26 protein-coding genes are annotated in these 26,998 nt (G+C 72.5%); 12 read left to right on the top strand and 14 right to left on the bottom strand.

All coding sequences use genetic code 11. The annotated features are described in order from the left end of the window. Positions 1 to 11: 11 nt before the first annotated feature. Complete coding sequence (locus ACZ434_RS14595; protein ID WP_468455502.1) at positions 12 to 1,538, top strand: alpha/beta hydrolase; 1,527 nt, start codon at positions 12 to 14, stop codon at positions 1,536 to 1,538. Positions 1,539 to 1,603: 65 nt separating this feature from the next. Here ACZ434_RS14595 and moeZ read toward each other — a convergent pair whose 3' ends face one another. The 7 genes from moeZ to ACZ434_RS14560 all read right to left on the bottom strand — a co-directional run bounded on the left by moeZ (position 1,604) and on the right by ACZ434_RS14560 (position 10,532). Continuing rightward, the gene (gene moeZ, locus ACZ434_RS14590; protein ID WP_468455500.1) at positions 1,604 to 2,782 is read right to left on the bottom strand and encodes an adenylyltransferase/sulfurtransferase MoeZ; all 1,179 of its coding nucleotides are present in this window, start codon (positions 2,780 to 2,782) and stop codon (positions 1,604 to 1,606) included. Positions 2,783 to 2,845: 63 nt separating this feature from the next. Continuing rightward, a complete protein-coding gene (locus ACZ434_RS14585) occupies positions 2,846 to 3,592 on the bottom strand; it encodes a spherulation-specific family 4 protein (RefSeq protein WP_468455498.1) in 747 nt (248 codons plus the stop codon). Then, positions 3,580 to 4,599, bottom strand: coding sequence for an NAD-dependent epimerase/dehydratase (locus tag ACZ434_RS14580; RefSeq protein ID WP_468455496.1), 1,020 nt, complete (start codon positions 4,597 to 4,599; stop codon positions 3,580 to 3,582). Before ACZ434_RS14580 ends, ACZ434_RS14585 begins: the two co-directional genes overlap by 13 nt. A 166-nt stretch (positions 4,600 to 4,765) precedes the next feature. Next, positions 4,766 to 5,881, bottom strand: a complete 1,116-nt coding sequence (locus tag ACZ434_RS14575; RefSeq protein WP_468455494.1) for a hypothetical protein — start codon at positions 5,879 to 5,881, stop codon at positions 4,766 to 4,768. Further along, a complete protein-coding gene (locus ACZ434_RS14570; RefSeq protein ID WP_468455492.1) occupies positions 5,878 to 7,593 on the bottom strand; it encodes a DUF3492 domain-containing protein in 1,716 nt (571 codons plus the stop codon). Before ACZ434_RS14570 ends, ACZ434_RS14575 begins: the two co-directional genes overlap by 4 nt. A gap of 195 nt (positions 7,594 to 7,788) precedes the next feature. Further along, on the bottom strand, positions 7,789 to 9,468 hold the full coding sequence (locus ACZ434_RS14565; RefSeq protein ID WP_468455490.1) for a DUF3152 domain-containing protein: 1,680 nt from the start codon (positions 9,466 to 9,468) through the stop codon (positions 7,789 to 7,791). Positions 9,469 to 9,476: 8 nt separating this feature from the next. Continuing rightward, positions 9,477 to 10,532, bottom strand: coding sequence for an alpha/beta fold hydrolase (locus ACZ434_RS14560; RefSeq protein WP_468455488.1), 1,056 nt, complete (start codon positions 10,530 to 10,532; stop codon positions 9,477 to 9,479). 230 nt (positions 10,533 to 10,762) lie between these two features. Here ACZ434_RS14560 and ACZ434_RS14555 point away from each other — a divergent pair, with 230 nt between their 5' ends. The 4 genes from ACZ434_RS14555 (at position 10,763) to ACZ434_RS14540 (ending at position 12,660) form a co-directional block, all read left to right on the top strand. After that, positions 10,763 to 10,990, top strand: coding sequence for a hypothetical protein (locus tag ACZ434_RS14555; RefSeq protein ID WP_468455486.1), 228 nt, complete (start codon positions 10,763 to 10,765; stop codon positions 10,988 to 10,990). Positions 10,991 to 11,200: 210 nt separating this feature from the next. After that, positions 11,201 to 11,845, top strand: coding sequence for a TetR/AcrR family transcriptional regulator (locus ACZ434_RS14550; RefSeq protein WP_468455484.1), 645 nt, complete (start codon positions 11,201 to 11,203; stop codon positions 11,843 to 11,845). Between the two features lie 140 nt (positions 11,846 to 11,985). Then, positions 11,986 to 12,213 (top strand): DUF3107 domain-containing protein, encoded by a 228-nt coding sequence (locus tag ACZ434_RS14545; protein ID WP_019522837.1) that lies wholly within the window; start codon positions 11,986 to 11,988, stop codon positions 12,211 to 12,213. 177 nt (positions 12,214 to 12,390) lie between these two features. Continuing rightward, positions 12,391 to 12,660 carry a hypothetical protein gene (locus ACZ434_RS14540; RefSeq protein ID WP_468455482.1) on the top strand — a complete coding sequence of 90 codons (270 nt, stop codon included), beginning with the start codon at positions 12,391 to 12,393 and terminating at the stop codon, positions 12,658 to 12,660. Positions 12,661 to 12,719: 59 nt separating this feature from the next. On the opposite strand, the gene ACZ434_RS14535 is transcribed toward ACZ434_RS14540, so the two are convergent. Then, positions 12,720 to 13,475, bottom strand: coding sequence for a ferritin-like fold-containing protein (locus ACZ434_RS14535; RefSeq protein ID WP_468455480.1), 756 nt, complete (start codon positions 13,473 to 13,475; stop codon positions 12,720 to 12,722). Between the two features lie 481 nt (positions 13,476 to 13,956). Here ACZ434_RS14535 and ACZ434_RS14530 point away from each other — a divergent pair, with 481 nt between their 5' ends. Both ACZ434_RS14530 and ACZ434_RS14525 read left to right on the top strand, forming a co-directional pair. Next, complete coding sequence (locus ACZ434_RS14530; RefSeq protein WP_468455892.1) at positions 13,957 to 16,515, top strand: DEAD/DEAH box helicase; 2,559 nt, start codon at positions 13,957 to 13,959, stop codon at positions 16,513 to 16,515. Between the two features lie 116 nt (positions 16,516 to 16,631). Further along, positions 16,632 to 17,495, top strand: a complete 864-nt coding sequence (locus ACZ434_RS14525; RefSeq protein WP_468455478.1) for an alpha/beta fold hydrolase — start codon at positions 16,632 to 16,634, stop codon at positions 17,493 to 17,495. On the opposite strand, the gene ACZ434_RS14520 is transcribed toward ACZ434_RS14525, so the two are convergent. Continuing rightward, positions 17,492 to 18,394, bottom strand: a complete 903-nt coding sequence (locus tag ACZ434_RS14520; protein ID WP_468455890.1) for an NYN domain-containing protein — start codon at positions 18,392 to 18,394, stop codon at positions 17,492 to 17,494. The two genes, ACZ434_RS14525 and ACZ434_RS14520, sit on opposite strands and share 4 nt — an antisense overlap. 229 nt (positions 18,395 to 18,623) lie before the next feature. Between ACZ434_RS14520 and ACZ434_RS14515 the strand changes: the two genes are divergently transcribed. Further along, the gene (locus ACZ434_RS14515) at positions 18,624 to 18,776 is read left to right on the top strand and encodes a hypothetical protein (protein ID WP_106982064.1); all 153 of its coding nucleotides are present in this window, start codon (positions 18,624 to 18,626) and stop codon (positions 18,774 to 18,776) included. Positions 18,777 to 18,902: 126 nt separating this feature from the next. Here the strand turns inward: ACZ434_RS14515 and ACZ434_RS14510 are convergent, their stop codons facing one another. The 4 genes from ACZ434_RS14510 to ACZ434_RS14495 all read right to left on the bottom strand — a co-directional run bounded on the left by ACZ434_RS14510 (position 18,903) and on the right by ACZ434_RS14495 (position 21,945). After that, positions 18,903 to 19,508: a MarC family protein gene (locus ACZ434_RS14510; protein WP_468455475.1), complete on the bottom strand. Its 606-nt coding sequence runs from the start codon at positions 19,506 to 19,508 to the stop codon at positions 18,903 to 18,905. A gap of 122 nt (positions 19,509 to 19,630) precedes the next feature. Then, entirely contained in the window at positions 19,631 to 20,488 is an 858-nt protein-coding gene (locus ACZ434_RS14505) for a PHP domain-containing protein (RefSeq protein WP_468455473.1), read from the bottom strand. A gap of 117 nt (positions 20,489 to 20,605) precedes the next feature. Continuing rightward, on the bottom strand, positions 20,606 to 21,247 hold the full coding sequence (locus ACZ434_RS14500; RefSeq protein WP_468455471.1) for a DUF6758 family protein: 642 nt from the start codon (positions 21,245 to 21,247) through the stop codon (positions 20,606 to 20,608). A 113-nt stretch (positions 21,248 to 21,360) separates the two neighbouring features. Further along, on the bottom strand, positions 21,361 to 21,945 hold the full coding sequence (locus tag ACZ434_RS14495; RefSeq protein ID WP_468455469.1) for a suppressor of fused domain protein: 585 nt from the start codon (positions 21,943 to 21,945) through the stop codon (positions 21,361 to 21,363). Positions 21,946 to 22,446: 501 nt separating this feature from the next. Between ACZ434_RS14495 and ACZ434_RS14490 the strand changes: the two genes are divergently transcribed. Further along, the gene (locus ACZ434_RS14490) at positions 22,447 to 23,568 is read left to right on the top strand and encodes a magnesium and cobalt transport protein CorA (protein WP_468455467.1); all 1,122 of its coding nucleotides are present in this window, start codon (positions 22,447 to 22,449) and stop codon (positions 23,566 to 23,568) included. Positions 23,569 to 23,608: 40 nt separating this feature from the next. Continuing rightward, entirely contained in the window at positions 23,609 to 24,118 is a 510-nt protein-coding gene (locus ACZ434_RS14485; RefSeq protein WP_468455465.1) for a hypothetical protein, read from the top strand. Here the strand turns inward: ACZ434_RS14485 and ACZ434_RS14480 are convergent, their stop codons facing one another. Then, positions 24,119 to 24,886 carry a hypothetical protein gene (locus ACZ434_RS14480; RefSeq protein ID WP_468455463.1) on the bottom strand — a complete coding sequence of 256 codons (768 nt, stop codon included), beginning with the start codon at positions 24,884 to 24,886 and terminating at the stop codon, positions 24,119 to 24,121. 215 nt (positions 24,887 to 25,101) lie between these two features. On the opposite strand from ACZ434_RS14480, the gene ACZ434_RS14475 reads away from it, so the two are divergent. Both ACZ434_RS14475 and ACZ434_RS14470 read left to right on the top strand, forming a co-directional pair. Continuing rightward, a complete protein-coding gene (locus ACZ434_RS14475; RefSeq protein ID WP_468455461.1) occupies positions 25,102 to 26,385 on the top strand; it encodes a magnesium transporter MgtE N-terminal domain-containing protein in 1,284 nt (427 codons plus the stop codon). After that, on the top strand, positions 26,375 to 26,983 hold the full coding sequence (locus ACZ434_RS14470) for a DUF1003 domain-containing protein (protein WP_468455459.1): 609 nt from the start codon (positions 26,375 to 26,377) through the stop codon (positions 26,981 to 26,983). The genes ACZ434_RS14475 and ACZ434_RS14470 overlap by 11 nt, the downstream gene beginning before the upstream one ends. The last annotated feature ends 15 nt before the right edge of the window (positions 26,984 to 26,998 follow it).

The following is a 26,998-nucleotide window of genomic DNA, read 5'->3' as shown; positions in this document are numbered from 1 at the left end:
GGAATTGGCACATGACCCGTTTCACACGGTGGACGGCCCTGACGGTCGCCGCCGCGCTGCTGACGGCCGGCTGCACCGGCGCCGGCTCGTCGGACGACGACTCCGGGAACGACGCGAAGAACGGAAAGAGCGGAAACGACGGCACCAGCGGCGCGGCGGCGCTCGACTGGGGACGCTGCAAGGCCTCCGGGAACGAGCCCGCACCGGGCGGCGACTGGCAGTGCGCCACCCTCGAGGTGCCGCTGGACTGGTCGAAGCCGGACGGCTCGACGATCGGGCTCGCCCTCATCAGGGCCAAGGCCACGGGAGACGACCGCCTCGGATCGCTGCTGTTCAACTTCGGCGGCCCCGGCGGCTCGGGTGTCTCCATGATGCCGTCCTACGCGCCCACGGTCGCCGAGCTGCATGAGCGCTACGACCTGGTCAGCTGGGACCCGCGGGGCGTGGCCGCCAGCGAGGGCGTCCGCTGCCGCGACGACAAGAGCATCCAGGCCGCCGAGTCCACGGTGGACGGCACCCCGGACACCCCCGCCGAGGAGCGGACGTACCTGCGGGACGCCGCCGACTTCGGCAAGGGATGCCAGAAGGCCGCCGGGGAACTGATGGCCCATGTCTCGACCACCGACACCGCCCGCGACATGGACCGCATCCGGCAGGTCCTCGGCGACGACGAACTGAACTACTTCGGCATCTCCTACGGGACCGAACTCGGCGGCGTCTACGCCCATCTGTTCCCCGAGAAGGTGGGCCGGCTGACGCTCGACGCGGTGGTCGACCCGACCGCCGACACCGTGGGGCACGCGAAGAACCAGACGCGCGGCTTCCAGACGGCCCTCGGCAACTACCTGAAGTCCACCGGCCGGGACCCCGAGCAGGGATCCCGGGACATCGCGGAGCTGCTGGACCGGATCGACGCCAAGCCGCTGCCGACGTCCTCCTCCGGACGTGAGCTGACCCAGTCGCTGGCGCTGACCGGCATCGTCCTGCCGCTGTACAGCAAGGCCGGCTGGCCGGTGCTGACCAGCGCGCTGAAGGCGGCGGAGGACGGGGACGGCTCGCAACTGCTGGCCCTGGCCGACGGCTACAACGAACGCGACGACTCGGGACGCTACGGCACCACGACCCACTCACAGCGGGTCATATCGTGCCTGGACGACAAGCAGCGGCCGACCGTCGAGGAGACGAAGAAGCTGCTGCCCGAGTTCGAGGAGATCTCGCCCGTGTTCGGCTCCTTCCTCGGCTGGGACACGGCCGGCTGGTGCCACGACTGGCCGGTCCCCGGACAGTTCGACACACCGGAGGTGAGCGCGCCGGGCGCGGCGCCGATCCTGGTTGTGGGCAACACCGGCGACCCGGCCACACCGTACGAGGGCGCCCGGAAGATGGCGGACGAGCTGGGCGAGGACGTCGGCGTGATGCTCACCTGGAAGGGCGAGGGCCACGGCGCGTACGGCAGCGGCAGCGACTGCGTCGACTCCACGGTGAACGCCTACCTGCTGGACGGCACCGTGCCCGAGGACGGCAAGGTCTGCTCATGACGACGGCGGGGGCTCCGCGCACCCGTGGTGCCCGGAGCCCCCGCCTCGGAAGCGGACGGTGCGGCTCAGTAGACCGGCTTCGCCGGTTCGATCTGGTTGACCCAGCCGATCACGCCGCCGCCCACGTGAACGGCGTCGGCGAAGCCCGCGGACTTCAGAACGGCGAGGACTTCCGCACTGCGGACACCCGTCTTGCAGTTCAAGACGATCTTCTTGTCCTGCGGGAGGCTCTCCAGGGCGTTGCCCATGAGGAACTCGTTCTTGGGAATCAGCCGGGCGCCCGGGATGGACACGATCTCGAACTCGTTCGGCTCGCGGACGTCGATGAGCTCGATGCTCTCGCCGTCGTCGATCCACTCCTTGAGCTGCTTGGGAGTGATCGTCGAGTCGGCGGCCGCCGCCTGGGCCTCCTCGGACACGACGCCGCAGAAGGCCTCGTAGTCGATGAGCTCGGTGACGGTCGGGTTCTCGCCGCAGATCGCGCAGTCGGGGTCCTTGCGGACCTTGACCTGGCGGTACTGCATCTCCAGGGCGTCGTAGATCATCAGGCGGCCGACGAGGGGCTCACCGATGCCGGCGAGCAGCTTGATGGCCTCGTTGGCCTGGATGGAGCCGATGGACGCGCAGAGCACGCCGAGGACGCCGCCCTCGGCGCAGGAGGGGACCATGCCGGGCGGCGGGGGCTCCGGGTAGAGGCAGCGGTAGCAGGGACCGTGCTCGGACCAGAAGACCGACGCCTGGCCGTCGAAACGGTAGATCGAACCCCAGACGTACGGCTTGTTCAGCAGTACACAGGCGTCGTTGACCAGGTAGCGGGTCGCGAAGTTGTCCGTGCCGTCGACGATCAGGTCGTACTGGCCGAAGATGTCCTTCACGTTGTCGGCCTCGAGCCGCTCCTCGTGGAGGATCACGTTCACGTACGGGTTGATGCCCTTGATCGTGTCCCGCGCGGACTCGGCCTTGGGGCGGCCGATGTCGGCCTGGCTGTGGATGACCTGGCGCTGCAGGTTCGACTCGTCGACCTCGTCGAACTCCACGATGCCGAGCGTGCCCACGCCCGCCGCGGCCATGTACATCAGCCCCGGGGAACCCAGGCCGCCGGCGCCCACAAAGAGCACCTTGGCGTTCTTCAGCCGCTTCTGCCCGTCCATCCCCACATCGGGGATGATCAGGTGGCGGGAGTACCTGCGGACCTCGTCTACGGTGAGCTCGGGGGCCGGCTCGACCAGGGGTGGCAGCGACACGGGGACTCCGTTGGTCGGTCGATCACTACGGTTGTTCTCTGCTTAACACTGCCATGCGCTTTTTCATTCCGAGACACCCGTTCCGATACGCGAGACGATGTCGTCCCAGTAGCCGGGCAGCGGTTCCCAGGGATCGGTGTGGTGGCCGGGGGCGTGGTCGGTGAAGTAGATCGTCGCCGCGCCCTGCCAGCGGGCGATGCGCAGGGCCTCGTCCAGGTGCGGCCCGGGCACTCCGTGCACGAAGTGGCAGAAGCGTTCGGGCGGGTGGTCGGCGGTCCACTCGGCCACCTGGGACCAGCGGTAGTCGCTCCACGCGCCGGAGAAGGTGACCAGCTGGTCGGCGTGGTCGGCGTATCCGGGGTACGGGTGCGTGCCGTGGCCGAGGACGATGTGGGCGTCCTCGTGGATGACCCGGAGCGTGCCGATGATCCGCCGCACCTCGGGGAGCGCGGCGGGGTCGGCGGGGCAGCGGTGCAGGAGGAAGCCGTCGACCTGGTACCAGTCCAGGAAGCGGTGTGCGTCCGAGATCACCTCGCCGAAGGAACGCAGGCCGTGGGCGGTGTCGAGGTGGCCGAGGACTCGGACACCGGTGTTGCGCAGGCGGCCGGCCGCTTCCAGGCACTGCGGGTCGGGCTGGACGCCGGGGCCGTCGGCCACGTCGAGCACCACCCAGTGCAGGGGCGTGCCGGGGCGGGTCAGCCTGTTCCACTCGGTGGGGGCGAGGAGGGGGTGCGCGAAGCCGGGGATGCCGAAGCCGGTGCGGACGTCCGTGGTCGCGGTGCCGGGTCTGGTGCTGGTCAGATACGGCATGCCGCCTCCATCCAGATGTCGGCCAGGGATTCCTCGAGGTTGATGCGGGGGCGCCAGCCGAGGCGGTCGCGGGCGGTGCGGACGTCCGCCTGCTGCCAGGTGCCGCAGCCGTCGGGGTACGGGAAGGCGGCGGGCGCGGTGGCGCCGGGGTGGTGGTCGGAGTCGGCTCGGGGGTGGCCGATGGTGGGCCTGAGGTGGGGGCCGCTGGTGGCGTGGGTCATGTGGGGGGTGGGGGGGTGGTGCAGGCCGGGCGGGTTGTCGAGTTCGTTGAGGGCGCCGCCGTAGCCGGCCACCCGGGCGAGGATTCCGGCGGCGTCGCGGAGGCGGACGGCCCGGCCGGAGCCGATGTTGATGACGCCCTGGGCGGCGGAGAGGGAGGCGGCGTGGACGGCGCGGGCCACGTCGCGGACGTCGACGAAGTCCCGTTGCGCGCCCAGGCCGCCGAGCTTCAGTTCGGCGTCCCCGGACTGCATGGCCCGGCGCATGGCCTCGGCGAGCCGGCCGAGGGGGGAGCCGGCGGGGGTGCCGGGGCCGACGGGTGAGAAGACCCGCAGGACCACGGCGTCCAGGGCGGAGCCGAGGACCAGTTCGGTGGCGGCGAGCTTGCTGACGCCGTAAGGGCCGCCGGGGCGGGGGACGGCGTCCTCCGCGGTGGAGGAGCCGGGCTGGCTGGGGCCGTACTCCGAGCCGCAGCCGATCTGTACGAGCCGCGCTCCGCAGCCGCTGCGGCGGAGGGCCTCGCAGACGGTGGCGACGGCGACGGTGTTGTGACGGGTGAGTTCGCGGGCGCCGCCCCGGGTGGCGCCCGCGCAGTTGACCACCACGCCGGGGTGGACGGCGTCGAGGAAGCGGGTGAGGGCGCCGGGGCTGCCGGTGGCGAGGTCGAAGCGGACGTCGGCGTCGTCGCCGCGGCCGAGGGCGGTGAGCTGGACGGCGGGGTCGGCGAGGAGGCGGTCGGCCACGAAGCGGCCGATGTAGCCGTTGGCTCCGATCAGCAGGACTCTCATCGGGCGGCTCCTTCGGGGTGGTGCGGAGCTGCGGGGCGGGAGGTCATGTGGGGTTCTCCTTCGGGGTGGGGGTCGTACTGCTCGTGGCGCGTCGTTCCGCCCGGCGGCTCGGGGTGGGGGCGGCGGGAGCCGCCCGTGCCGGGGTGCTCGGTCACGCGCCGGCCGGTCACCGTGCCGGCTCCGGAGGGATGTGCGCCGAGGCGCGGGGGAGTCTGCGGGCCGCGTGGACCAGGAGGACCAGGGCGGCCGCACCGCAGGTGAGGGTGGGGACGGCCGCGGGGTGCCAGGCGGTCAGGGTTTCCACCGGTGCGGACAGGGCGCCGCAGCCGGGGAGGCGGGCGGCGAAGACCGTCGCCAGCGCCGTGGCCTGGACGGTGGCCGTGAGCGTGAGGATCACCTTCGGCGCGTGGGTGAAGCCGTGGACCGTGAGGAGGCGGGCCAGGAAGAGCAGGGCACCGAGAGCGAGCGTCTCCGGGAGAGCCAGGGGTTCGCCGAGGAGCGCGGAGACCCCGGTGAGCAGGGCGGTCAGCGCGAGCAGGAACAGGGCGAACGCACCCAGCAGCAGGGGGCGTACCGAGGCGGCGAAGTCCTCGAGGCCACGGCTGGAGGCGAGCCTGTGGCGGGCGCGGGTGCCGAAGAGATGGGCGGCCCCGGCGGCGGGCGCGCAGGCGAGGGCGAGCGCCAGGACGGGCGCGAGGGCGAGCGGCCAGTGTCCTGCGGTGGTGCCGTCGGGCGGACCGTCGGGGCCGCCGGTGAGCGCCATGTGCAGCAGGCCGTCGCCCAGCAGGGCGTAGCCGATGAGCCAGCAGGTCCGGGACGCGGTGGCCGGGCGGGGCGTGTGGGCGGGGGTGCTCAGCGGGCCCCGGCGCAGTACGGCGCGCAGGGCGAGGGCGAGGGCGAGGATGCCGGCGGCCGCCGCGTAGAGGCGGGTCTCGCCCTCGGTGTGGCGCAGGGCGGTCACCGAGGCCGCGCACACGGCTCCGGGGAGGAAGGGGAGGAGGACGGCGGTCCTGTCGAGGGGTGCGGCGCCCATCGGGGCGGGGCGGCGGGAGTCGTCGTCGCGGGGGGCCCGGGCGTAGAGCTCCTCCGCCAGGGAGAAGACGTCGCGGTGGCGGAAGCGGGCGGCGGTGCGGTCGGTGATGCCGTGGGCCTCCAGGCCCGCCGCGATCTCGAGGGGGTCCACGGCCCGCAGGCACAGGTCGTGGTGGCGGTGCAGGAGCGCCTTGACGGGGTCGGCCGCCCCGGGGGGCGTACCGCGGTTCAGTTCGCCGAGGTCGTTCATCGGACTGTCTCCGTCGCGGGTACCGGCGTCTCCATGGCCCAGCTGGGGACGGCGCGGGGGGTGGGGTCGGTCCAGTGGCCGGGGACGTGGGCCTCGGCGGGCGCCGCGAAGGGCAGGGGGTGGCCGGTGTCGTCGAGGACGGGGCGGCGGACCGGGGTGCGCGCGACGATCTCCAGGTAGAGACCGTGGAAGGCCGCGACGTTCTGGTCGACGGTGAACAGTTCGAGTGCGCGGGCGCGCGCGGCGGCTCCGAGGCGTGTGCGGCGCTCGGGGTCGCGCAGCAGGGCGACGCAGGCCTCGGCGAGCGCCCGCGGATTGCGCGGGGGTACGACGAGACCGGTGCCGCCGACGGCCTCCACGACCGCGCCGACGTCCGTGGAGACGGTCGCGCGCCCGCAGAGCATCGCCTCGATCAGGCCCACGGGGAACCCCTCGACGACGCTGGACAGGACGGCCACGGCCCCGGCGGCGTAGGCGTCGGCGGGGGTCGCGAGGCCGGGGCCGCCGGGTTCCTCGAAGGACACCGGGTTGTCGCCGACGGCGTGCGGGCCGTCGGCCTCGTCCGGGAAGAGCTGGGCGGCCAGTGCCATGCAGTGGCCGAGGTAGGCGGCGCCCTCGGGACCGGACGGGCCGCCGATGATCCGCAGGCGGGCCTTCGGCTCCTGCGCGCGGATCTCCGCGAAGGCGTGCAGCAGCGAGACCAGGTCCTTGGCCGGCTCCACCCGGCCGACCCGGACGAGGGTGTACGGGTCCGCGCTGTGCGGGGACTCCCCCACGGCGGCGAAGGGCGCGGGGTCGATGCCCGGGTACACCGTGCGCAGCTTCGCCCGGTCGGCGCCGCAGCGCTCCTGCCAGCGGCGGGCGTGGGTGTTGCCCGGTGTGACGAACGCGGCCCGGCGGTAGGTCTCGGCGGCGAGCCTGCCGTGGAAGGCGGCGAGCAGGGAGCGGACCGCGGGCGGGGAGTCGGGCCGGGTGAGGTAGTGCGCCCGCAGCCGTACGCCGTACTCGGTGACCAGCAGCGGGATGCCGAGGAAGTGGTGCGCGAGCAGGCCAGGGAGCGCCGCCACTCCCCCGGCGGCGGCGTGGCACAGGTCCACCGCGCCGAGGCCGTCCTCCTCGTACCAGTCGAGCGAGAGGGGGCGCAGGGCGCGCTCCAGGTGCGCGGCGACGGTCAGCAGATCGGGGACACGGGCCTCGCGGGCGGCGCGCTGGACGCCGGGCGCACGACAGGCGCGCTCCAGGGCGCGCACGGCCGTCTCGGAGCGGAGCGCGGCGACCAGGCCGCCTTCGTCGCGGGCGAGTTCGGCGAGGCCGTGCAGAGCGGTGGCGAAACGGTCCGCCTCGGGGGCGGCAGAATCCGTGGCGGCGGAGTCCGTGGCTGCGGGGCCCGTGGCTACGGAGTCCGTGGCTACGGAGTCCGTGGCGGCGCAGAGGACGGTGGCCAGTTCGCCGTAGTGCTCCGCGAACCGCCGGCGTGCGCGGCGGCCGTACACCACCCCGTCGTCCTCCGCCGTCCACAGGGGCGCGGTGCGCACCCTGCGGACCTGGGGCGGGAGCGGCACCCAACCGGCGTCCTCCTGGGCTTCGCCGCTGCTGAACGCGTAGACGTCGAACTCGTGTCGGTCGAGTCCGCGCACCAGGCGATCGCACCAGAGCCCGCCCTCACCGTCCACATACGGATAACCACCCTCCGTAAGCAGTCCGATGCGCACGTGTGCACCCCCGATCTCCCGTGTGGGGAGCCGCCGTTGGCCCGGCGGCTCGCAGCGGGACGAACGTATGCGGAAGAGGTGGTGGCGCGACGGACGGTTGTCCATCACGCCACCAAAAGGGGTGAACGGGCGTAACTTTCCCGCGCGGGGCGCGTTCGGGATGCCGAGCGCGCTCACACGGCGATCAGATGATGATCAGGCGTTCGGGTAGGCCCAGGGGTTGGGACGGCAGCTGATTCCGTCGTGGTCGAGGAACTTGGTCTGCTGCTGCATCACCGGGGCGAGGTCGCCGTCCTTGTCGCAGGTGACGTGGTTGTAACCGAGACGGTGGCCGATCTCGTGGTTGATCAGCATCTGGCGGTAGGCGTGGATGTCGTCGCCGTAGGTCTCGGAGCCCTGTGCCCACCGGTACGCGTTGATCATCACGCGTTCGGTGGCCGCGGAGTCGCAGGAGACGTTGTCCTCGGTGGTGTCCAGGCCGGACTTGGCGCACCAGTCGGCGGTCGTCGGGGGACTGGCGAGGGTGATCACCCAGTCGACGCGCCCGGAGTGGACGCGCTCGAAGGTACGGGCGCCGTTGTGCGCCCAGCTGCGGTCGTCGTTGAGCGTCTTGTACACGGCCTCGGCGAAGAGCTCGCCGTCGAGGCCGAGCCCTTGCTCCACGTCCACCCGGTAGGTGATCTTCTCGCCCTTGCCGGGGGCCTTGTCGATGCCGGTGATCGCCTCGAACTTCCCGCTGCCCGCGCGCGTGGCGCCGAGCGGGTACTTCTTGCCCATCTTCTGCTCGTACGTCGGCGGCTGGGCGGAGGGGGCGGCGGGTGTCCCCCGCTCGTCACCGCGCGAGGGGGAGTCCCGGACGTCGCGGGCCTGCTCACCGGTGGACCGCGCCTGCACGCCGGCGGCGTCCTGCTCCTCGGCGACCTGGCCGGCCACCACGACCGCCAGGACGGTGGTGACGGCGGCGGCCGCGATCCCGGTGAACGCACGCCCCTTGCCGCCTCTGGCTTCCGCGGCCGCGCCGGACGGCGGCGGCTCGTCGCCGTCGTCCGCGTCGGCGACGATGCCGGTGTCCGGGGCGCCGTCCCAGTCGGTGACGGCGGCGTAGGGGTCGGCGGGGTGCGCGGAGTCGGGCGGGCGGGGTGCGGCGACGGGCGTGCGCGGCGTGAAGAGGTCGCCGTCCTCGGCGAAGGCGTCGAGGTAGTCCTGTCGCGGGCCTCCCGGACCGCGCCGGCCGTGCGGGCCTCGCGGGTCTCCGTGAGGAGCCTGCCGCTGTCTCGGGAGGGGCACTTCCTGCCCGGCGGCCGGCGTGCCGTGTCCCGCTCCGGCCGTCGTCCGGCCGTTCAACGTCCCCCAGGCGCCCCCGGGTTCCCACTGCTCGGGGTGGCCGCCGCGGGCCTGGGGAACACCGTGCGGCGGAGTGCCGTCGGGCCGTCCCGGGACACCTTGCGGCGGGGCTCCGCCGGCGAACCGCGGAAGTCCGTGGGCCGGGGTCCCGTCCGGATGGCGCGGAAAGCCGTGCGCCGGTGTCCCCTCCGGGGCCCATCCGTCCGGCAGGCGTGGCACACCGTGTGCCGGAGTCCCGTCCGGGTGGCGCGGTACGCCCCCGGCCGGAGTGCCGTATGCCGCCGGTCCCGCGTAGCCCGGTCCGCCGTACCCCGGAGACCCCGGAGTGCCGTGCGCCGGAGTCGCTGGCGGGTTCCCGTACGGAGCCGCGTACCCCTCGGCGGGGCCGGTGGTCGCCCTCCCCGGGCCCTGGGCCGGCGGAGCCTGGGGCGTCCCGCGCACGCCCGGACGGGCGTCCCGGCCCTTGCGCGGCGCGGCGGTGTCCGGGGCCGCGCCCTTCGGGGCGGGTCCACGACGGCTGTGGCGTCCCACGTCGCGCCTCAGCCCCTCATGTCGTCTGCGGTGGTTCCGCCACCGGCGTCGGCGGGCGGTCCCGGAGCGCCCTGCGCGCCCGGCTGCCCAGTATCCCCCTCATCGGCAGAATCCGTTGCCTGCATGAGGAGTTCACGGAAAGCCAGGGCCACGGTCTCGGGGTATTCCATCATCGCCACGTGCCCCGCGTCCGGGAGGGTCACCAGCCGGGAGTCGCGGAAGGCGCGCGCCGAACGCTGCGCCATCCGGAAGCCGACGAGCTGGTCCCGGCCGCCGTAGACGAGCAGCGTCGGCGCGAGCACCCGCTCGGCCTGGCGCCACAGTCCCTGCTGGCCACCCAGCGTGTACGCGTTGACGAGCCCCCGCGCGGAGCGCGCCATCGCGTCCCAGAAGTACGGCAGCCGCAGCCGCCGTTCCATCTCCCGCACGGCGTCGCGGAACCCCTCCGGCGACACCCGCGCGGGGTCGCCGTAACAGAGCTTCAGCACGCCGCGCACCCGCTGTTCCGCCGTCCACTCCCGCGTGATGCGGGTGAACAGCAGTGCGATCCCGGGGACCGCCAGGAGTCCCGTGGGGACGGCGGTGCGCTGCACCCTCAGTTCCGGGAGGGCCGGCGACACGAGGGTGAGGGTGCGGACGAGATCGGGGCGGACGGCGGCGACGCGGGTGGTGACCGCACCGCCGAGCGAGTTGCCGAAGAGATGCACCGGGCCGCGCCCGGAGACCTCGAGATAGCGGATCACCGCGCGTGCGTGCGCGGTGATCGAGTAGTCGCCGTCGTCCGGCGGCGGGGAGTTGCCGAAGCCGGGCAGGTCCACGGCCTCGCTGTCGACGACGTCGTGCAGCAGCGGCATGAGGGCCGACCAGTTCAGGGAGGAGCCGCCGAGTCCGTGGACGTAGAGCGCCGGCGGCAGGCCCTCCCGCGCGGGCGGCCTCGACCGGATCGAGAGGGTGACGCCGGGCAGCTCCACCGAACTGAGCCGCTCGCCGTCGGCGACCCTGACGTCCGCCACTTCGGGGAGCACGTTTGCGGGCGGCACGGACGGCAGCTCGGTCGAAGACATGCGGCAATGTTACGAGACGATCACGTACTGGCTCATGTGTTCGGCGTCACAGCGCGCCCCGGCCCGGCGCGCGTTCACGGCGTGCGCCCCGGCTCACGGGCGTGCGCACCCTGTCACACCCCGGTCGCGGATCGCATGGCGTACGGATCGGGTGTCTCCTAGGCTCATGGAGAGGGCACCCGTATGTGGCCCCTGCATCCTCAGGGACGTTCATAGGAAGGGAGCCCAGCATGGCCGTAGACCCGACCGACCCCGAGACGTTCGCGCAGGACGAGGACGTGCCCGAGGAGCGGGAGTACGACGTCGAGGCGCCGGAGGGCGACGCGGCGGAGCAGCAGGCGGAGGTGGCGCCGGACCACGACGACCCGCTGACCGGCGTCGACCCTGACCGCGGCAGCGAGGCGGACCTGGTGGAGCAGGCCCGGGTCGTCTCCCTCGACGAGGACGACTACCGGTGAGGAGCGCACCGGCCGGGATGCCGCCGAGCGACCCCGCCGAGCAACAAAGGGACACTTCTTGCCCGCTCTGACAGCTTTTGAAACCGTCGGTACGGCTTTCGCCTCCGTCCGGTCCGTGAAATTCTGCACTCTCGCCGCGCACACCACGGTTACCGAAAAGTACGATGGCGGCGCGGCTCACACCGCACAGGGACAACAATGGGAGGCGGCGTGACAGCCATCGAGCAGACGGACGCGGTACGCCCGAGGGGTACACGCCTGCCGCGCCGTGCCCGGCGGAACCAATTGCTGGGCGCCGCCCAGGAGGTCTTCGTCGCGCAGGGTTATCACGCGGCGGCGATGGACGACATCGCCGAGCGCGCGGGGGTCAGCAAGCCGGTGCTGTACCAGCACTTCCCCGGCAAGCTCGATCTCTATCTGGCGCTGCTGGACCAGCACTGCGAGGCACTGATCCAGTCGGTGCGCCAGGCGCTGGCCTCGACGACGGACAACAAGCAGCGCGTCCGGGCGACCATGGACGCCTATTTCGCGTACGTGGAGGACGACGGCGGCGCTTTCCGCCTGGTGTTCGAGTCGGATCTGACGAACGAGCCCGCCGTGCGCGAGCGCGTCGACAAGGTGACCAGCGACTGCGCGGAGGCGATCTGCGACGTCATCGCGGAGGACACCGGGCTGTCGCGTGCGGAGTCGACGCTGCTGGCCTCGGGGCTGGGTGGGCTCGCGCAGGTGGTGGCGCGGTCCTGGCTGCACAGCGACCGCAGCGTGCCGCGCGACCAGGCGGTGCAGCTGCTGACCTCGCTGGCCTGGCGGGGCATCGCCGGATTCCCGCTGCACGGCAGCGATCAGCAGCACTGAGGGCACGGGGGCGTTTGTTCCCGTTGGCTGTTCGCTCCTGGCGTTGCCGGGCGCGGCATGTACCTCCCCTCACCGGGCTAATGTGTGCTGGTACGGCGCGGAAGGTCGCGCACTTCACTGACCGTCGGAGGGACATAGCCGTGGAGGTCAAGATCGGCGTGCAGCACGCGCCCCGCGAGATCGTTCTGGAGAGCGGTCAGAGCGCCGAGGAGGTCGAGCGTGTGGTGGCCGAGGCGCTGGCCGGGAAGTCGCAGCTGCTGAGCCTCGTGGACGAGCACGGCCGCAAGATCCTGGTCCCGGCCGACCGTCTCGCCTACGTCGAGATCGGCGAGCCGGCCCCGCGCAAGGTGGGCTTCGGCGCGCTGTAGGCGGCGACCGGACATCGTGAGAAGGGCCCGGCGGTTCCGTACCGCCGGGCCCTTCCGCGTGTCCTGCCGCCGTTCCGCACAGGGGCCACCCTCACGGGTGGATTGCATTCCGCAGGTCAGGGGTAGGACGGGCTACGACCGATGTGAGCAGGCCGGCCATGTGGGAGGGACCCCAGCATGCTCTTGGAAGCGCTCAGCTCCGCGATCCTCGGCCTGGCCCTGGCGTGGGCGGCGTATCACCGCCTGCCGCACCGACTTCCCGCGCGCGCCCTGGTCCTGCCGACGGGGGTGGCGGGAGCGCTGTCCGGCGCCTTCGTCATGAACACCGCGCTGGACGCCGGCAACTTCCTGACGATACTGCTCGGCGCGGTGATCGTCTCCGTGGCGTCCCTCTCCCTGCTGCTGCGCCCCGCGGGAAGACTGCGCCGCCGGTCGGCGACCGCCTGACGGGCCGCCGACGGTGGCGCCGGGGGTGATCCGGACACCGCGGGTGTCCGGGGGACCTCTCAGGCCGCCAGCCCCAGGGCCGCCATGCGCTTGGTGTGCGCCTCGGTGATCCGGGAGAACATCTTGCCGACCTCGGCGAGGTCGAACCCGTCGGCGACACCGCCCACCAGCATCGTCGACAGCGCGTCCCGCTCGGCCACCACCCGCTGGGACTGCGACAGCGCCTCGCCCATGAGCCGCCGCGCCCACAGCGCGAGCCGGCCGCCCACGCGCGGCTCCGCGTCGATCGCCGCGCGCACCTTCTCCACGGCGAAGCCGCCGTGCCCGGTGTCGTCGAGCACGGCCAGCACCAGGGCGCGGCTGTCGGAGTCCAGCCGGGCCGCGACCTCCCGGTAGAAGTCGCTGGCGATGGAGTCGCCGACATAGGCCTTGACCAGGCCCTCCAGCCAGTCGGAGGGGGCCGTCTGCCGGTGGAAGCCGTCGTAGGCGGCGACGAAGGGCTCCATGGCGAGCGTCGGCTCCTCGCCGATCTCGGCGAGCCGGTCGCGCAGCCGCTCGAAGTGGTGGAACTCGGCCGAGGCCATCTTCGCCAGCTCCGCCTTGTCCGCCAGTGTGGGCGCCAGCTTGGCGTCCTCCGCGAGCCGTTCGAACGCCGCCAGTTCGCCGTACGCGAGCGCGCCGAGCAGATCCACGACGGCGGCACGGTACTGGGGGTCGGCCGAGGCGGCCGCCCAGTCCAGGGCGGCGACGCCGGTGTGTCCGGCGGAGGTGTCGGGGGTGTCCGCGGCGTTGTCAGGCTTGTCAGAGCTCGTCATGAAGCGCACAATAGCCCGCTTGTCCCGTCCCGGAAGGCCCTGCTCAATCAGTGTGACGACGGCTACGTGACCAAATCGGCCATGGCGTGTGCGCGAATCCGGGGTATGGTGGTAATGCGCCTGCTGAGCACTCTGACGTACTCGACGGGCCGCATGTATGAGGATGCCCGGTCGGTGGCCCGATCGGCTCCGACCCGACAGCCCTCTGAAGTCGTACGACACAGTGCGTACGGAATCCGGAGGGACACCTCAGCGGTACGAACGCTCGAGCGTCGGCAGTGGTCCCGTGTCCTTCGGCCCCGCCCTTGCGGCAGCCGACGTCCCCGATCACGGTCCCTACACGACCCCCGCGCTCGCCTCGCACCGCGCACACAGAAGAGGCAGCACCCTGACTACGACGTTCCGAGAGCTCGGAATCCTCCCCGAGACCGCCGAGGCCCTTGAAGCCGTCGGCATCACCACTCCCTTCCCCATCCAGGAGATGACGCTCCCCGTGGCCCTGTCGGGCACGGACGTCATCGGCCAGGCCAAGACCGGCACCGGCAAGACGCTCGGCTTCGGTCTTCCGCTCCTCGAGCGCGTGACCGTCCCCGTGGACGTGGAAGCCGGCCGCGCGCGGCCCGAGGACCTCACCGACACCCCGCAGGCGCTGGTCGTCGTTCCCACGCGCGAGCTGTGCACGCAGGTCACCAGTGATCTGCTCGCCGCCGGCAAGGTGCGCAACGTGCGGGTCACCGCGATCTACGGCGGCCGGGCCTACGAGCCTCAGGTCGAGGCCCTGAAGAAGGGCGTCGACGTGGTCGTCGGCACGCCGGGCCGGCTCCTCGACCTCGCCGGGCAGAAGAAGCTGAACCTGAAGCATGTCAAGGCGCTCGTCCTCGACGAGGCCGACGAGATGCTCGACCTGGGCTTCCTGCCCGACGTCGAGAAGATCATCAACATGCTGCCGGTCAAGCGGCAGACCATGCTGTTCTCGGCCACCATGCCGGGCGCGGTGATCGGGCTCGCCCGGCGCTACATGTCCCAGCCGACGCACATCCGTGCCACGGCCCCGGACGACGAGGGCGCGACGGTCGCGAACACCACGCAGTTCGTCTACCGCGCGCACAACATGGACAAGCCCGAGATGGTCGCGCGGATGCTGCAGGCCGACGGCCGGGGACTGGCCATGGTCTTCTGCCGCACCAAGCGCACCGCCGCCGATCTCGCCGACCAGCTGCGGCAGCGCGGCTTCGCCTCCGGCGCGGTCCACGGCGACCTCGGCCAGGGCGCCCGTGAGCAGGCGCTGCGCGCCTTCCGCAACGGCAAGGTGGACGTGCTCGTCTGCACCGACGTCGCCGCCCGCGGCATCGACGTCGAGGGCGTCACCCACGTCATCAACTACCAGTCCCCCGAGGACGAGAAGACGTACCTGCACCGCATCGGCCGCACCGGCCGCGCGGGTGCGAAGGGTACGGCGATCACGCTGGTCGACTGGGACGACATCCCGCGCTGGCAGCTGATCAACAAGGCGCTGGACCTGGGCTTCGGCGATCCGGCGGAGACCTACTCCACCTCGCCGCACCTGTACGCGGACCTGGGCATCCCCGAGGGCACCAAGGGCATCCTGCCGCGCTCGGAGCGGACCCGGGCCGGGCTGGAGGCGGAGGAGCTGGAGGACCTGGGCGAGCCGGGCGGTCGCGCACCGCGCGGGCGCGGTGCCCGGGGCGGGCGCGGTGGCTCCCGCCCCGAGGAGCGGGAGACGTCCACGCGTACGCCGCGCCGCCGCCGCCGCACGCGGGGCGGTGCCCCGCTGGACGAGGCCGCCGCGCAGCAGCCCGCCGCCCCGGCCGTCGCGGACGCCGGTGAGTCGGAGGCCGGCACGGCGGTGCGTACGCCGCGCCGTCGCCGCCGTACCCGCGGCGGGGCGCCTTCGGGTGCGCCGTCGGCGGCCACGGCGAGCCCGGCGGAGCCCGTGGCGACGGAGCAGGCGGCCGAGTCCGCCGTCGACACCGCCGAGGGCACCCCGGTGGACATCGCCGAGGCCCCCGCGCAGGCTCGTCGCCGCCGTACCCGCAGGTCCGCGGAGACGGCAGCGGTGGACACAGTGACCGCCGTCGACCCGTCCCCGGCCGAGGAACCCGCGGTGGCCGTCGCCGCCCCGGTCTCCCCGGAGCCCGAGGCCGAGGCCCCGGCCACGGAACCGCGCCGCCGCCGCACCCGCAAGACCGCGGCGCCCGCGGAGACCGCGCTCGACACCGCCGAGGCGAACACCGAACCCGCCGAAGCCACGGAAACCAAGCCGCGCCGCACCCGCAAGACCGCGGCGCCGGCCGAGACCGCGCTCGACACCGCCGAGGCGAACACCGAACCCGCCGAAGCCACGGAAACCAAGCCGCGCCGCACCCGCAAGGCCGCCACGAAGGCCGAGACCGCGGTCGACACGGCCGAGGCGAACACCGAACCCGCCGAAGCCGCCGAGACCAAGCCGCGCCGCGCCCGCAAGGCCGCCGTGACGGTCGAGGCCGTGGGCGAGGAGGCGGAGGCGAAGCCGCGCCGTACGCGGAAGGCCGCCGCGGTGAAGGCCGAGGAGGCCGTCGACAGTGCCGAGGCCAAGCCGCGGCGCACGCGGAAGACGGCAGCCGCCGCCGACGCCGGCGACACGGCGGAAGCCACCGAGGCGAAGCCCCGCCGCCGCACCCGCAAGGCCGCCGAGGCGGAGGAGCCGGCCGTCGCCGCCGGCATCCCGGCGCAGTCGGCGCCGGAGACCGAGGAGGCGGAGGCCAAGCCGCGCCGTACGCGCAAGACGGCCGCCAAGAAGGCGGAAGCCGCCGTCGACACCGTCACCGCCGAGGCCAAGCCCCGGCGTGCGCGGAAGACGGCAGCCGCCGCCGAGGCCGACGACGCGCCGGTCGCCACCGAGGCCGCGCCGCGCCGCCGCACCCGCAAGGCCGCCGCCGAGATCCCCGCGCAGTCCGCGCCGGAGGCCGAGGCGGAGGCGAAGCCCAAGGCCCGCCGCACCCGCAAGGTCGCGGCAGCCGCGGAGCCCACGGAGAGCTGACGCAGCCACGCCGACGACGGCCCGGTCCCCACCCAGGGGACCGGGCCGCCGCCATGTCGGCACCCCGCGCCGCTCCCCCGGCCGGCCGCCGCTCCGCACCCGCTACCCTCACCCACGTGACCAGCCACCCCGCCTCCGCCCCGTCCTCCGGCGTGCGCCGGCTCCGTACCGCCCGTGGTGAGTTCGCCGTCGTGGACGTGCCACCGGCCACCGGGGTCACGGCCCGCGGGACCGTGTTGCTGCTGCCCGGGTACACCGGCAGCAAGGAGGACTTCGCGCTGGTGCACGAGCCGCTCGCCGCGCGCGGCTATCGCACGGTCGCGGTGGACGGACGTGGGCAGTACGAGTCGGACGGGCCGGACGACGAATCCGCCTACGCCCAGGAGGAGTTGGCACGGGACGTGCTCGCGCAGGCGGAGGCCCTCGGCGCGCCCGTGCATCTCGTCGGGCACTCGTTCGGCGGCCAGGTGGCCCGGGCCGCCGTCCTCCTCGACCACTCCCCCTTCCGCACCCTCACCCTCGTCTCCTCCGGGCCTGCACGGATCTCCGTCTCCCAGGAGCAGCGGGTGAAACTGCTGCGGGACGCGCTCGCGGTGATGTCGATGGCCGAGTGCTGGGAGGCGATCCTGGCCATGGGGCCGCCGGAGGAGGTGGGCGGCCCGGCCCGCGGGGTCGGCGGCCAGGAGCACCTGCGGCGCCGCTGGTTGGGCACGAAGCCCGCGCAACTGCTGGCCGCCGGACGTCAGTTGTGTTCCGAGCCGGACCGGGTCGCCGAACTGGCGGCCGTGCCGCTGCCGTTCCACGTCCTGTCGGGCGAGCGCGACGACACCTGGCCGGTGCCGGACCTCGACACGATGGCCCGGCGGCTGGGCGCGCACCGCACCGTCGTCGACGGGGCCGAGCACTCACCCGCCGTCGACCGGCCCGCGCCGACCGCCCGGGCCCTCGCCGGCTTCTGGGACGCGCACCGCTCCCGCTAGTACTGCGCCTGCAGATGGTCCCAGAAGCCGTCCCGCAGGGCGCGGCGCAGGTCCGCCTGGCCGCGCAGGGAGTACTGGAGCAGGCCTTCCGCCTCCACCAGCAGGTCCTGGTCGACGGAGCCGGGCAGGTAGGGGTGGCCGGGGAGGAGTTCCACCATGGCTTCCCGGCCGCGCGCGACCAGCCATTTCGCGGCGATCTGCGCGCCGACGAACCGGACGTCCTCGCGGGTGGGCCGGCCGGTGGTGGTCTCGTACGCCGGTGCCGTGCGCCGTGAGACGTAGGGCTTGAAGAAGTCGAGGTCGAGGGTGCGCTGGCTGTCGACCTCCCAGAGCAGCGGCTCGGCCTGGTTGCGGCCCTCGGGCGCCTCGATGCCCCAGAGGTGGACCCGCGCGCCGTACCCCTGGGCCGCCTCGACGGCCGAGACGAGGTCCTCGTCGCCGCCGAGCAGGGCCGCGTCGCTGATGGCGCGGTGCCGGGCCAGTGACTCCAGGTCGGTGCGGATCAGGGAGTCGACACCCTTCTGCTGGTTGTTGGCGTTGAGGTTGCCGAGGCGGACCTTGACGTCGGGGAGTTCGGCGATGGTCTGCTGCTCGGCGGTGTGGATGCGCCGGCGGGCCCCGTCGTACCAGTAGACGCGCAGCAGTCGGCTGTCGGCGAAGACGGTGCGGGCCCGGTCGATGAGCGCGTCGATGAGCCCCTCGGCGTCGAGGTCGAAGGCCCGGCGGTCCTCCGTGCCGGCCACGAGCCGCCCCGCGGCCGCGTACAGGTAGCCGGCGTCGACGAAGATCGCATGCGTCGAGGGCGTCTTCGCCACCTCGGCGAGCATGCGCTGGAGCAGTTCGTTCGTGCGATCGATACGGGCGTGCAGGGCCGCGAGGTCTTCGTTCATCACCTCCATTCTCCCGGTGGTCACGCTACGAACACAACCGGTCCCGGTCGGTCTCCTTCGAAAGCCTTACTCGTCAGTATTTAGTCGATCGAAAAATTTCTTTAGCGTAGGGAATGTTTGCCCCCCACATCCCGTTGAACCCGTCATGGACGCGGGTGAAACGCGGGCCGGTCCGGCCCGTGGCCGCCCACCGAGCAGTTCTCCTTCAGGAGGATGACCAGACGAAGGGAGAAGCCCCTTGCGCTTCGAAATCATGCGACTCGACGACGTCGACGGCACACCCGTGGACTCGACCGTTGTGGACGCCGCCTCCGTCAACCGCATCGTGCAGCAGGCCGCCGCCATCGGACAGCGCCTGTGGATCCGCCCGGCCGACACACCGGCCTCATAACGCTTGTACCCGGGAGGCCGGCCGCATGGGCCGGGACCCCGTTATGCATGCTCGGGAGCCCCCGTACCGCCACGGTACGGGGGCTCCGGTCGTCCTGGGCCGGGGCGCGGCCGGTCGGCGCGGGGTTCAACCGCCCCGGATCACCTGGGTGACGCCGTTGATGATCTGCTGCACGGCGATCGCGGAGAGCATCATGCCCGCCAGGCGCGTCACCAGGACGACTCCGCCGTCCTTGATGACCCGGATGATCAGCAGCGAGTAGCGCATCACCAGCCACAGCACGACATGGATGGCGAGGATCGCCGACCAGACCGAAATCTGCCCGGTGACACCGTCGGCCTTCTGCACGGCCAGGATGACCGACACGATCGCCCCCGGCCCGGCGAGCAGCGGCATGCCCAGCGGGACCAGCGCGACGTTGACGTCCTTGGTCTGCTTGGGCTCGTCGGTCTTGCCGGTCAGCAGGTCGAGCGCGATCAGCAGCAGGAGCAGTCCGCCCGCGATCATCAGGGCGGGCACCGAGACATGCAGGTAGGCCAGGATCTGATGGCCGAGCAGCCCGAAAACGGTGATCACACCGCCGGCCACGCAGACGGCCTGGAAGGCCATGCGCTTCTGCACCTTGGCGGGCCGGCCCGAGGTCAGGGCGAGGAAGATCGGGGTGATCCCGGGGGGATCCATGATGACGAAGAGGGTCAGGAAGAGAGAGCCGAAGACGGCGACGTCGAACATGACTGCCTTGCTGAGGAACTGGTGAGGGACGTACGGGGGCGCACGAGGACGTACGCGCCGGCACGCGCGCACACGGAGACGTGCGGACGTGCGGGAAAGAGGTTCGGAGGAGGGGGCGGGTCTCAGACTCCGCCGGCGCCCGGCACCGGGAACGCCCCGGTCGCGCGGCGCGTGATCTCGCCGTACACCTCGGGGTCCGTGGTGAACTCGCCGAGGACGCAGGTCTTGCGGCTGCCGTGGTAGTCGCTGGACCCGGTGACCAGGAGCCCCAGCTCCTTGGCCAGGCCGCGCAGCCGCGCCCGGGTGTCGGGGTCGTGGTCCATGTGGTCGACCTCGATGCCGTCGAGGCCGGCCTCGGCGAGCGCGGCGATCGCGGACTCGGGCACGGTCCGGCCGCGCTTGCTCGCGGCGGGGTGCGCGAAGACGGCGACCCCGCCCGCGTTCTTGACCAGCCGCAGGGCCTCGAAGGGGTCGGTCTCGTGCTTCTCCATGTGGGCGCGGCCGCCGTCGGCCAGCCACTCCTGGGTGAAGGCGTCGTTCACGCTCGGTACGACGCCGAGCTCGACGAGGGCGGAGGCCACGTGCGGGCGTCCCACCGAACCGTCACCGGCGATCCCGGCCACCTGCTCCCAGGTGACCGGCACGCCCAGCGCGTTCAGCTTGGCGATCATGCCCTTGGCGCGGGGCACCCGGTCGTCCCGGACCAGCTCGCGCTCGGCGAGCAGGGCCGGCTCCCCGGGGTCGAAGAGGTAGGCCAGCAGGTGCATGCCGACGCCGTCGAGGCGGCAGGAGAGCTCCGCGCCGGTGACCAGCGTGAGCCCGGCCGGCAGCGCGGAGAGCGCCTCGGCGTGGCCGCGGGTGGTGTCGTGGTCGGTCAGCGCGACGACGTCGAGACCGGCGGCGGCAGCCTTGCGGACCAGGTCGGCCGGCGCGTCCGTACCGTCGGACGCGGTGGAGTGAGTGTGCAGATCGATACGCACGACGCGGTACTCCAAGCGGTGACGGACGGATGGGGACGCTTCAGGATAACCGGATGTTCAACCTCCTCCGTCATACCCGAACCCGCCCTGCACCCCCTACGGCCGGCTCGGGGGCCGCTAGGGTCCGAGCAGCCGTGGCGAGAGCGCCCCGCACGGCACCAGTTCCACCTCGGCCCCGGCGTCCCGCAGGTCGGCCAGGACCAGCTCGTCGTACATCAGCAGCCCGGACTGCTCCGGCCACACCACCGCCCACAGCCACATGCCGAGCGCCTCGCCGGCGAACACGGCGCGGTCGTCGGGCGTCTTCGAGACGTGCCAGAGCGGGGTCGGCCGGCCCGCGGCCAGCACCTTCGCCTGGGGCGGCTTCTCCACGTTCATGTACGGTCCCGGGTCCGGGCCGTCGGTGCCCGCGTACCGCGCGCCCAGGCCCACGCCGAGCTCCTCCGCGACCAGGATCAGCTCGCCCATGCCGCCGAGCGGTCCGGGACCGGTGCAGGCCACGGCCGTCGCCCGGCCCCCGGTGCGGTCGTCGCCCGCGCTGGCCACACCCGTGAAGAGCCAGCCGACCGGGAGCGGCCACGGCATCCACACCGGCACCTTCGTGCGGTGCACGACGACTTCGAGGGCCTCGACGCTCGGCGGTATCACGGGCTGCAGCGGGTGCACGGTGCCGTGCACATCGCACTGCCAGGCATCCGAGAAGAGGCCGGGAGCCCTGACCCGGCCACCGCACTTCGGGCAACTGGGTTCGCCCCTCATAGGGCCCCACGGTCCTAGCTCTGCCGCTCCACGTCAAGGACGATCACCCGGCCGGCGCAGTCATCTTGTGGAATGAACACATTCATCGCGGCGGCGCGTTCCGGCCAGAGGCCTCAGTCCAGCGAGGCGGACCGGCGGTTCGGGTCGCGCAGGTCCGTGCCCTGGTTCAGCCAGCGCTCCCGGAGGGCCGGCGCGCCGTGCACACGCTTCCAGGCGGCCTCGTTCGGGGTCATCGGCAGCAGCGGCAGGAACCGTACGGGGTCCAGGGGCTCGTCGAGTTCCAGGTCCTCCACCAGCCCGCCCGGCTCGGCGACCAGCACGGAGGTGAACGGGGCGCCGGGCCACAGCGGTTCACCCACGTCGAGCGAGGCGCCCGGGGCCACGACCACGCCCTCGACCTGCGGCGAGGCGGCCAGGACGGCGAGCGGACGGAGCACCTTGTCGGTGTCCGCGACCCCGGCCCGCACGGACAGCACCAGCTCGACGCGCGGCCCCTTCACCGGGTCCGCGACCACCGCCGTGGGGTCGGTCATGGGCTGCGCGGACATGCCGAGCGTGGCGTAGCGCGCGATGTCGCCCTCGTGGAAGCGCAGCACCTCGATACGGTCCGTGCCCAGGAAGGTGACCGCCGCGCGCGCGTCCGGTTCGCCCAGCGCCGTACGCAGCCGGGCCTCGACCAGAGGAAGAACATCAGCCATGCGGCGAGCATAGAACTCGTCGGTACCGGGCAAAGCAGAGCCTTGACACGGCAGTCGGCTGATACGCTTGGCCGGTGGTTTCGGGCAGCCTCGCGATGCGTCCGAGCGATTCCCGAACGCCTGTATGACACTCCCCGCTCATGGGGACATCCCCCAGGGGATTGTGGATCGTCCCTCACGAGGGACCGGCCGGAGGAGGTGGGGCTGGCATGGACCGAAGTCGACCGTGCAGTATCACCCGCTCTTCCGCCCTCTGACGCAGCTGCTCCCTGTCCGGCTGCCGCCTTTCGCCCTTGCGCGTCTCCTCTGGAAGAGCACTTCGTTTCGTTCTGCCTGATCTGCCCCAGTAGCTGTATCAGCGACGAAGCTCGCCACCGCGACGGTGCGGTGCTCCCCGCTTTGTGGACGTGCCAAACACGCGCAGTCCAGGACGTCCTCATTCCGGGTTGTTCCACCCGTCGCTCCGGCGCCTTTCGTCGCCTGCCCGCGAAGGAGCCCGCCATGTCGATGATCCGCGACCTGCGCGCCGTGGTCCGTCCCTCCTCCCGCATCTCGCTGCGCAAGGAGAGCGGCCCGTACGACCCCACCCGTGACCCCGCGACGGCCAGTGCCGTCGTCGACTGCGCCGTCTACCGCGACGGCCGCCGTCTGGAGACCGGGGGCGGCCAGCTCACCCCCCAGGAGGCGATGCGTCTGGTGCGCCGCGACGGGGGCTTCGTGTGGATCGGCATGCACGAGCCGAACGAGGCCGAATTCGCGGGCATCGCCCAGGAGTTCGGGCTGCACCCGCTGGCCGTGGAGGACGCCGTCCAGGCCCATCAGCGGCCCAAGCTGGAGCGCTACGACGACTCGCTGTTCACGGTCTTCAAGACCGTCCACTACCTCGACCACGAGCGGCTCTCCGCCAGCAGCGAGGTCGTGGAGACCGGCGAGGTGATGTGCTTCACCGGCCGGGACTTCTTCATCACCGTGCGGCACGGCGGCCAGGGCTCCCTGCGGGCCCTGCGGCACCGCCTGGAGGACGACCCCGAGCTGCTGGCCAAGGGCCCCTCAGCCGTGCTGCACGCCATCGCCGACCACGTGGTGGACGGCTACATCGCGGTCGCCGACGCGATGCAGGACGACATCGACGAGGTCGAGACGAAGGTGTTCTCGCCGGGCCGCAAGGGCACCCCGCGCGGTACGGACGCCGGTGAGATCTACCAACTCAAGCGCGAGGTACTGGAGTTCAAGCGGGCGGTGGCGCCGCTGCTGCGGCCGATGCAGCTGCTGAGCGAGCGTCCGATGCGGCTGATCGACCCGGAGATCCAGAAGTACTTCCGGGACGTCGCCGACCATGTGGCCCGGGTGCAGGAGCAGGTCGTCGGCTTCGACGAACTGCTGAACTCCATCCTCCAGGCCAACCTGGCCCAGGCCTCCGTGGCGCAGAACGAGGACATGCGGAAGATCACCTCGTGGGCCGCGATCATCGCCGTACCGACGATGGTGTGCGGGGTGTACGGCATGAACTTCGACTACATGCCGGAGACCCACTGGAAGTACGGCTATCCGGTGATCCTCAGCGTCACCGTGGCCATCTGTCTGGGCATCCACCGCACGCTGAAGCGCAACGGCTGGCTGTGAGGACACCCGGCCGGGACGCGACACGTCCTAGGCTGGGCCCATGACAAGTGCGCTGCTCGACCGGGCCCTCATCGAGGAGGCCACGAAGAAGTCCGGCCTCGTGTGGGTCGGGGGGCCGGGTTCCGCGGCCCGCGCGCTGTGGCACGTGTGGCACGAGGGTGCCGCGTGCGTCGTCGGTGACGGGCCCGGGGAGCAGCCGCTGCCGGGACTGGCCGACGGCGGACCCGCCGAGGTGACGGTGCGCAGCAAGGACAAGGGCGGCCGGCTGGTGTCGTGGGCCGCGACGGTCGTGGAGCTCGCGCCGGACTCCGAGGCGTGGACGGCGGCGGTCGCCGAACTCAAGGGCAAGCGGCTCAACGCGCCGGACGCCGAGACGATGCCGGAGCGCTGGGCCCGCGAGTGCCGGGTGCTGCGCCTGGAGCCGACGGGGGCGACGGCGCCCCTCCCCGACGGTTCCCTGGCCGAGCCCCCGCTGCCGACCCCCGTGACGACCCGCCGGCCGGTCCCGGCCGGGCTGCCCCGGCTGCTGCTGAAGAAGAAGAGGCGCTAGCTACGACGTCGGGAGCTGCTTGCCGTAGTCCAGGGTGTCGTCCTTGGCCGGCTTCTCCAGCGGGAAGTCGGTGCCCCACGCCGAGAAGGTGAGGGTGCCCGCCTTCCCGGCCCGCACCAGGCGCACGGGGTACGGCTTGCCCTCGAGTGAGACGTCCAGGGTGCCGCCGGAGCCCTCGTCGCCGGTGACGCGGATGGTGCGTACGCCCGACTGCTCGTGGTGGCCGTCGGTGGCCAGCTTGCCGTGCAGGGTCAGCAGCCCGCTGAGCAGCACACTCTTGTCGGTGAAGCCGATGAACTTCTGGTACGAGGGGTCGCCCTGCGGGACCTTCACGTACTTGGAGGCGAGCTTGTCGGCCGCCGCCGCGTCCGCCTTGCGGTCCTCGCCCCCTCCCTCGCCCTCCGCGGCCCCCTGGCCCCAGAACCCGGCGTCGGCCTTCAGGTACAGCTCGTCGTCGATCCGCAGGAGGCGAAACGTCTCCCCCTTGGTGGTGACCGAGCCGACGCCGCCCTTCTCCTTCAGCCGCATGTCGAGCGTGTACGTCCGTCCGCTGGTGACCACGGTCCCGTGCAGCCGCACCGTGTCGACCGACCCCGCGGCCTTCTGCGCTCTGCTCTGGATCTGGTCGGCGGGCAGTCGGCCGACACCGTTGGTGCCCTCGTTCGGATCCTCGGAGCATCCCGTGAGCGCCGTCCCCGTCACGAGCAGTGCGCACACGGCGCCGGCCAGCATGGCCCTGCGGGATCGGCCCTGGGAGATCGGAATCACAGGTGGGCTGCCTCTCTTACGGGGGACCTGAACGGCGTACCGCAGAGTACCGGGGCGCACGCGGCCGGGCGGAGGCAGTCCGTCCGGACCGGCCGCGAGCGCACGGCCGATCGGGACGGGCTAGCCTGAAGCCCACCCGAGCGGGCCATCCGGACAACGAACGCAGCAGGCAGTACACGGCAACGAAACACCCCGCACGCAAAGGAGCCGCCGCCATGGCAGCGGGTGCCCCCCGGTTCTTCGTCTCCCATGTCTCCGGTGTCGCCGTCTTCGACCCGGCCGGCGACCAGGTGGGGCGCGTGCGCGATCTGGTCGTCATCCTGCGTCCCGGACGGCGGCCGCCGAGACTGCTCGGCCTGGTGGTCGAACTCTCCACCCGCCGCCGCATCTTCCTGCCCATGACCCGGGTGACCGCCGTGCAGTCCGGCCAGGTCATCACGACCGGGGTGCTCAACGTGCGGCGCTTCGAGCAGCGGCCCACCGAGCGGCTGGTCTTCGGCGAACTCCTCGACCGGCGGGTGACGCTCGTGGAGAGCGGTGAGGAGGTCACCGTCCTGGACCTGTCGGTGCATCAGCTCCAGGCCCGGCGCGAGTGGGAGATCGACCGGGTCTTCGTGCGCAAGGGGAGGAAGGGCGGCGCGTTCCGGCGCGGCAAGGGCGAGGCGCTGACCGTCGAGTGGTCCGCGGTCACCGGCTTCTCCCTGGAGGAGGACGCGCAGGGCGCCGAGAACCTGCTCGCCACCTTCGAGCAGCTGCGCCCCGCCGACCTCGCCAACGTCCTGCACCACCTCTCCCCCAAACGGCGGGCGGAGGTGGCCGCGGCCCTCGACGACGACCGGCTCGCGGACGTGCTGGAGGAGCTGCCCGAGGACGACCAGATCGAGATCCTCGGCAAACTGAAGGAGGAGCGCGCCGCGGACGTCCTGGAGGCCATGGACCCCGACGACGCGGCCGACCTGCTCGGTGAGCTGCCCGAGGCGGACAAGGAGCGCCTGCTGAGCCTGATGAAGCCCGCCGACGCGGCCGACATGCGGCGGCTGATGTCGTACGAGGAGCACACGGCCGGCGGGCTGATGACGACCGAGCCGATCGTGCTGCGGCCCGACGCGACCGTCGCCGACGCCCTCGCCCGCATCCGGGAGCCCGACCTGTCCCCCGCGCACGCCGCGCAGGTCTACGTCTGCCGCCCGCCCGAGGAGACGCCCACCGGCAAGTACCTGGGCACGGTGCACTTCCAGCGGCTGCTGCGCGACCCGCCGTACACGCTGGTCGGCTCGATGCTGGACGACGACCTCCAGCCGCTGGACCCGGACGCGGCGCTGCCCGTGGTCGCCGGGTTCTTCGCCACGTACGACATGGTGGCGGCGCCCGTGGTCGACGAGTCCGGGTCGCTGCTGGGCGCGGTGACGGTGGACGACGTCCTGGACCACATGCTGCCCGACGACTGGCGGGAGACCGAGTTCCACCTCGACGAGGAGGTGGTGCCCGATGGCGGCTGAGCGCGACGGCGTACGCGAGCGGCTGCCGGCGGGCGCCACGGCGGCCGGACGGCCGCGCACGCCCCGGCTGGACCAGCCGCGGCCCCCCAGGCGGCGGATCCTGCCCGAGTGGGACCCGGAGGCCTTCGGGCGGCTCTCGGAGAGCGTGGCGCGGTTCCTGGGCACCGGGCGGTTCATCGTCTGGATGACGTTCGTCATCATCCTGTGGGTGCTGTGGAACGTGGCCGCGCCGGAGGAGCTGCGCTTCGACGAGTACCCGTTCATCTTCCTGACCCTGGCGCTGTCGTTGCAGGCCTCCTACGCGGCTCCGCTGATCCTGCTCGCGCAGAACAGGCAGGACGACCGCGACCGGGTCAATCTGGAGCAGGACCGCAAGCAGAACGAGCGGTCGATCGCGGACACCGAGTACCTGACCCGGGAGATCGCCGCGCTGCGGATCGGGCTCGGCGAGGTGGCCACCCGGGACTGGATCCGCTCCGAGCTCCAGGACATGGTCAAGGAGATGGAGGCACGGCAGAACGGCCACAAGGAGCACCACGGGACGTTTCCGGCGATGCGGGCGGAACACCCGCCGGGACGTGACGCAGACGACCGCTGACGTCCTTACCCGCCG

The organism is Streptomyces sp. NPDC030893 (genome assembly GCF_055571535.1).
This window is presented reverse-complemented; position numbering and strand designations above follow the sequence as displayed.

Excerpts from the sequence above, each read along its gene's own strand:
- ACZ434_RS14595 (WP_468455502.1), top strand. The coding sequence starts at position 12 with ATGACCCGTTTCACACGGTGGACGGCCCTGACGGTCGCCGCCGCGCTG.
- ACZ434_RS14585 (WP_468455498.1), bottom strand. The coding sequence starts at position 3,592 with ATGCCGTATCTGACCAGCACCAGACCCGGCACCGCGACCACGGACGTC.
- ACZ434_RS14580 (WP_468455496.1), bottom strand. The coding sequence starts at position 4,599 with ATGAGAGTCCTGCTGATCGGAGCCAACGGCTACATCGGCCGCTTCGTG.
- ACZ434_RS14575 (WP_468455494.1), bottom strand. The coding sequence starts at position 5,881 with ATGAACGACCTCGGCGAACTGAACCGCGGTACGCCCCCCGGGGCGGCC.
- ACZ434_RS14560 (WP_468455488.1), bottom strand. The coding sequence starts at position 10,532 with ATGTCTTCGACCGAGCTGCCGTCCGTGCCGCCCGCAAACGTGCTCCCC.
- ACZ434_RS14555 (WP_468455486.1), top strand. The coding sequence starts at position 10,763 with ATGGCCGTAGACCCGACCGACCCCGAGACGTTCGCGCAGGACGAGGAC.
- ACZ434_RS14540 (WP_468455482.1), top strand. The coding sequence starts at position 12,391 with ATGCTCTTGGAAGCGCTCAGCTCCGCGATCCTCGGCCTGGCCCTGGCG.
- ACZ434_RS14535 (WP_468455480.1), bottom strand. The coding sequence starts at position 13,475 with ATGACGAGCTCTGACAAGCCTGACAACGCCGCGGACACCCCCGACACC.
- ACZ434_RS14530 (WP_468455892.1), top strand. The coding sequence starts at position 13,957 with ATGACGCTCCCCGTGGCCCTGTCGGGCACGGACGTCATCGGCCAGGCC.
- ACZ434_RS14520 (WP_468455890.1), bottom strand. The coding sequence starts at position 18,394 with ATGGAGGTGATGAACGAAGACCTCGCGGCCCTGCACGCCCGTATCGAT.
- ACZ434_RS14510 (WP_468455475.1), bottom strand. The coding sequence starts at position 19,508 with ATGTTCGACGTCGCCGTCTTCGGCTCTCTCTTCCTGACCCTCTTCGTC.
- ACZ434_RS14500 (WP_468455471.1), bottom strand. The coding sequence starts at position 21,247 with ATGAGGGGCGAACCCAGTTGCCCGAAGTGCGGTGGCCGGGTCAGGGCT.
- ACZ434_RS14495 (WP_468455469.1), bottom strand. The coding sequence starts at position 21,945 with ATGGCTGATGTTCTTCCTCTGGTCGAGGCCCGGCTGCGTACGGCGCTG.
- ACZ434_RS14490 (WP_468455467.1), top strand. The coding sequence starts at position 22,447 with ATGTCGATGATCCGCGACCTGCGCGCCGTGGTCCGTCCCTCCTCCCGC.
- ACZ434_RS14485 (WP_468455465.1), top strand. The coding sequence starts at position 23,609 with ATGACAAGTGCGCTGCTCGACCGGGCCCTCATCGAGGAGGCCACGAAG.
- ACZ434_RS14475 (WP_468455461.1), top strand. The coding sequence starts at position 25,102 with ATGGCAGCGGGTGCCCCCCGGTTCTTCGTCTCCCATGTCTCCGGTGTC.
- ACZ434_RS14470 (WP_468455459.1), top strand. The coding sequence starts at position 26,375 with ATGGCGGCTGAGCGCGACGGCGTACGCGAGCGGCTGCCGGCGGGCGCC.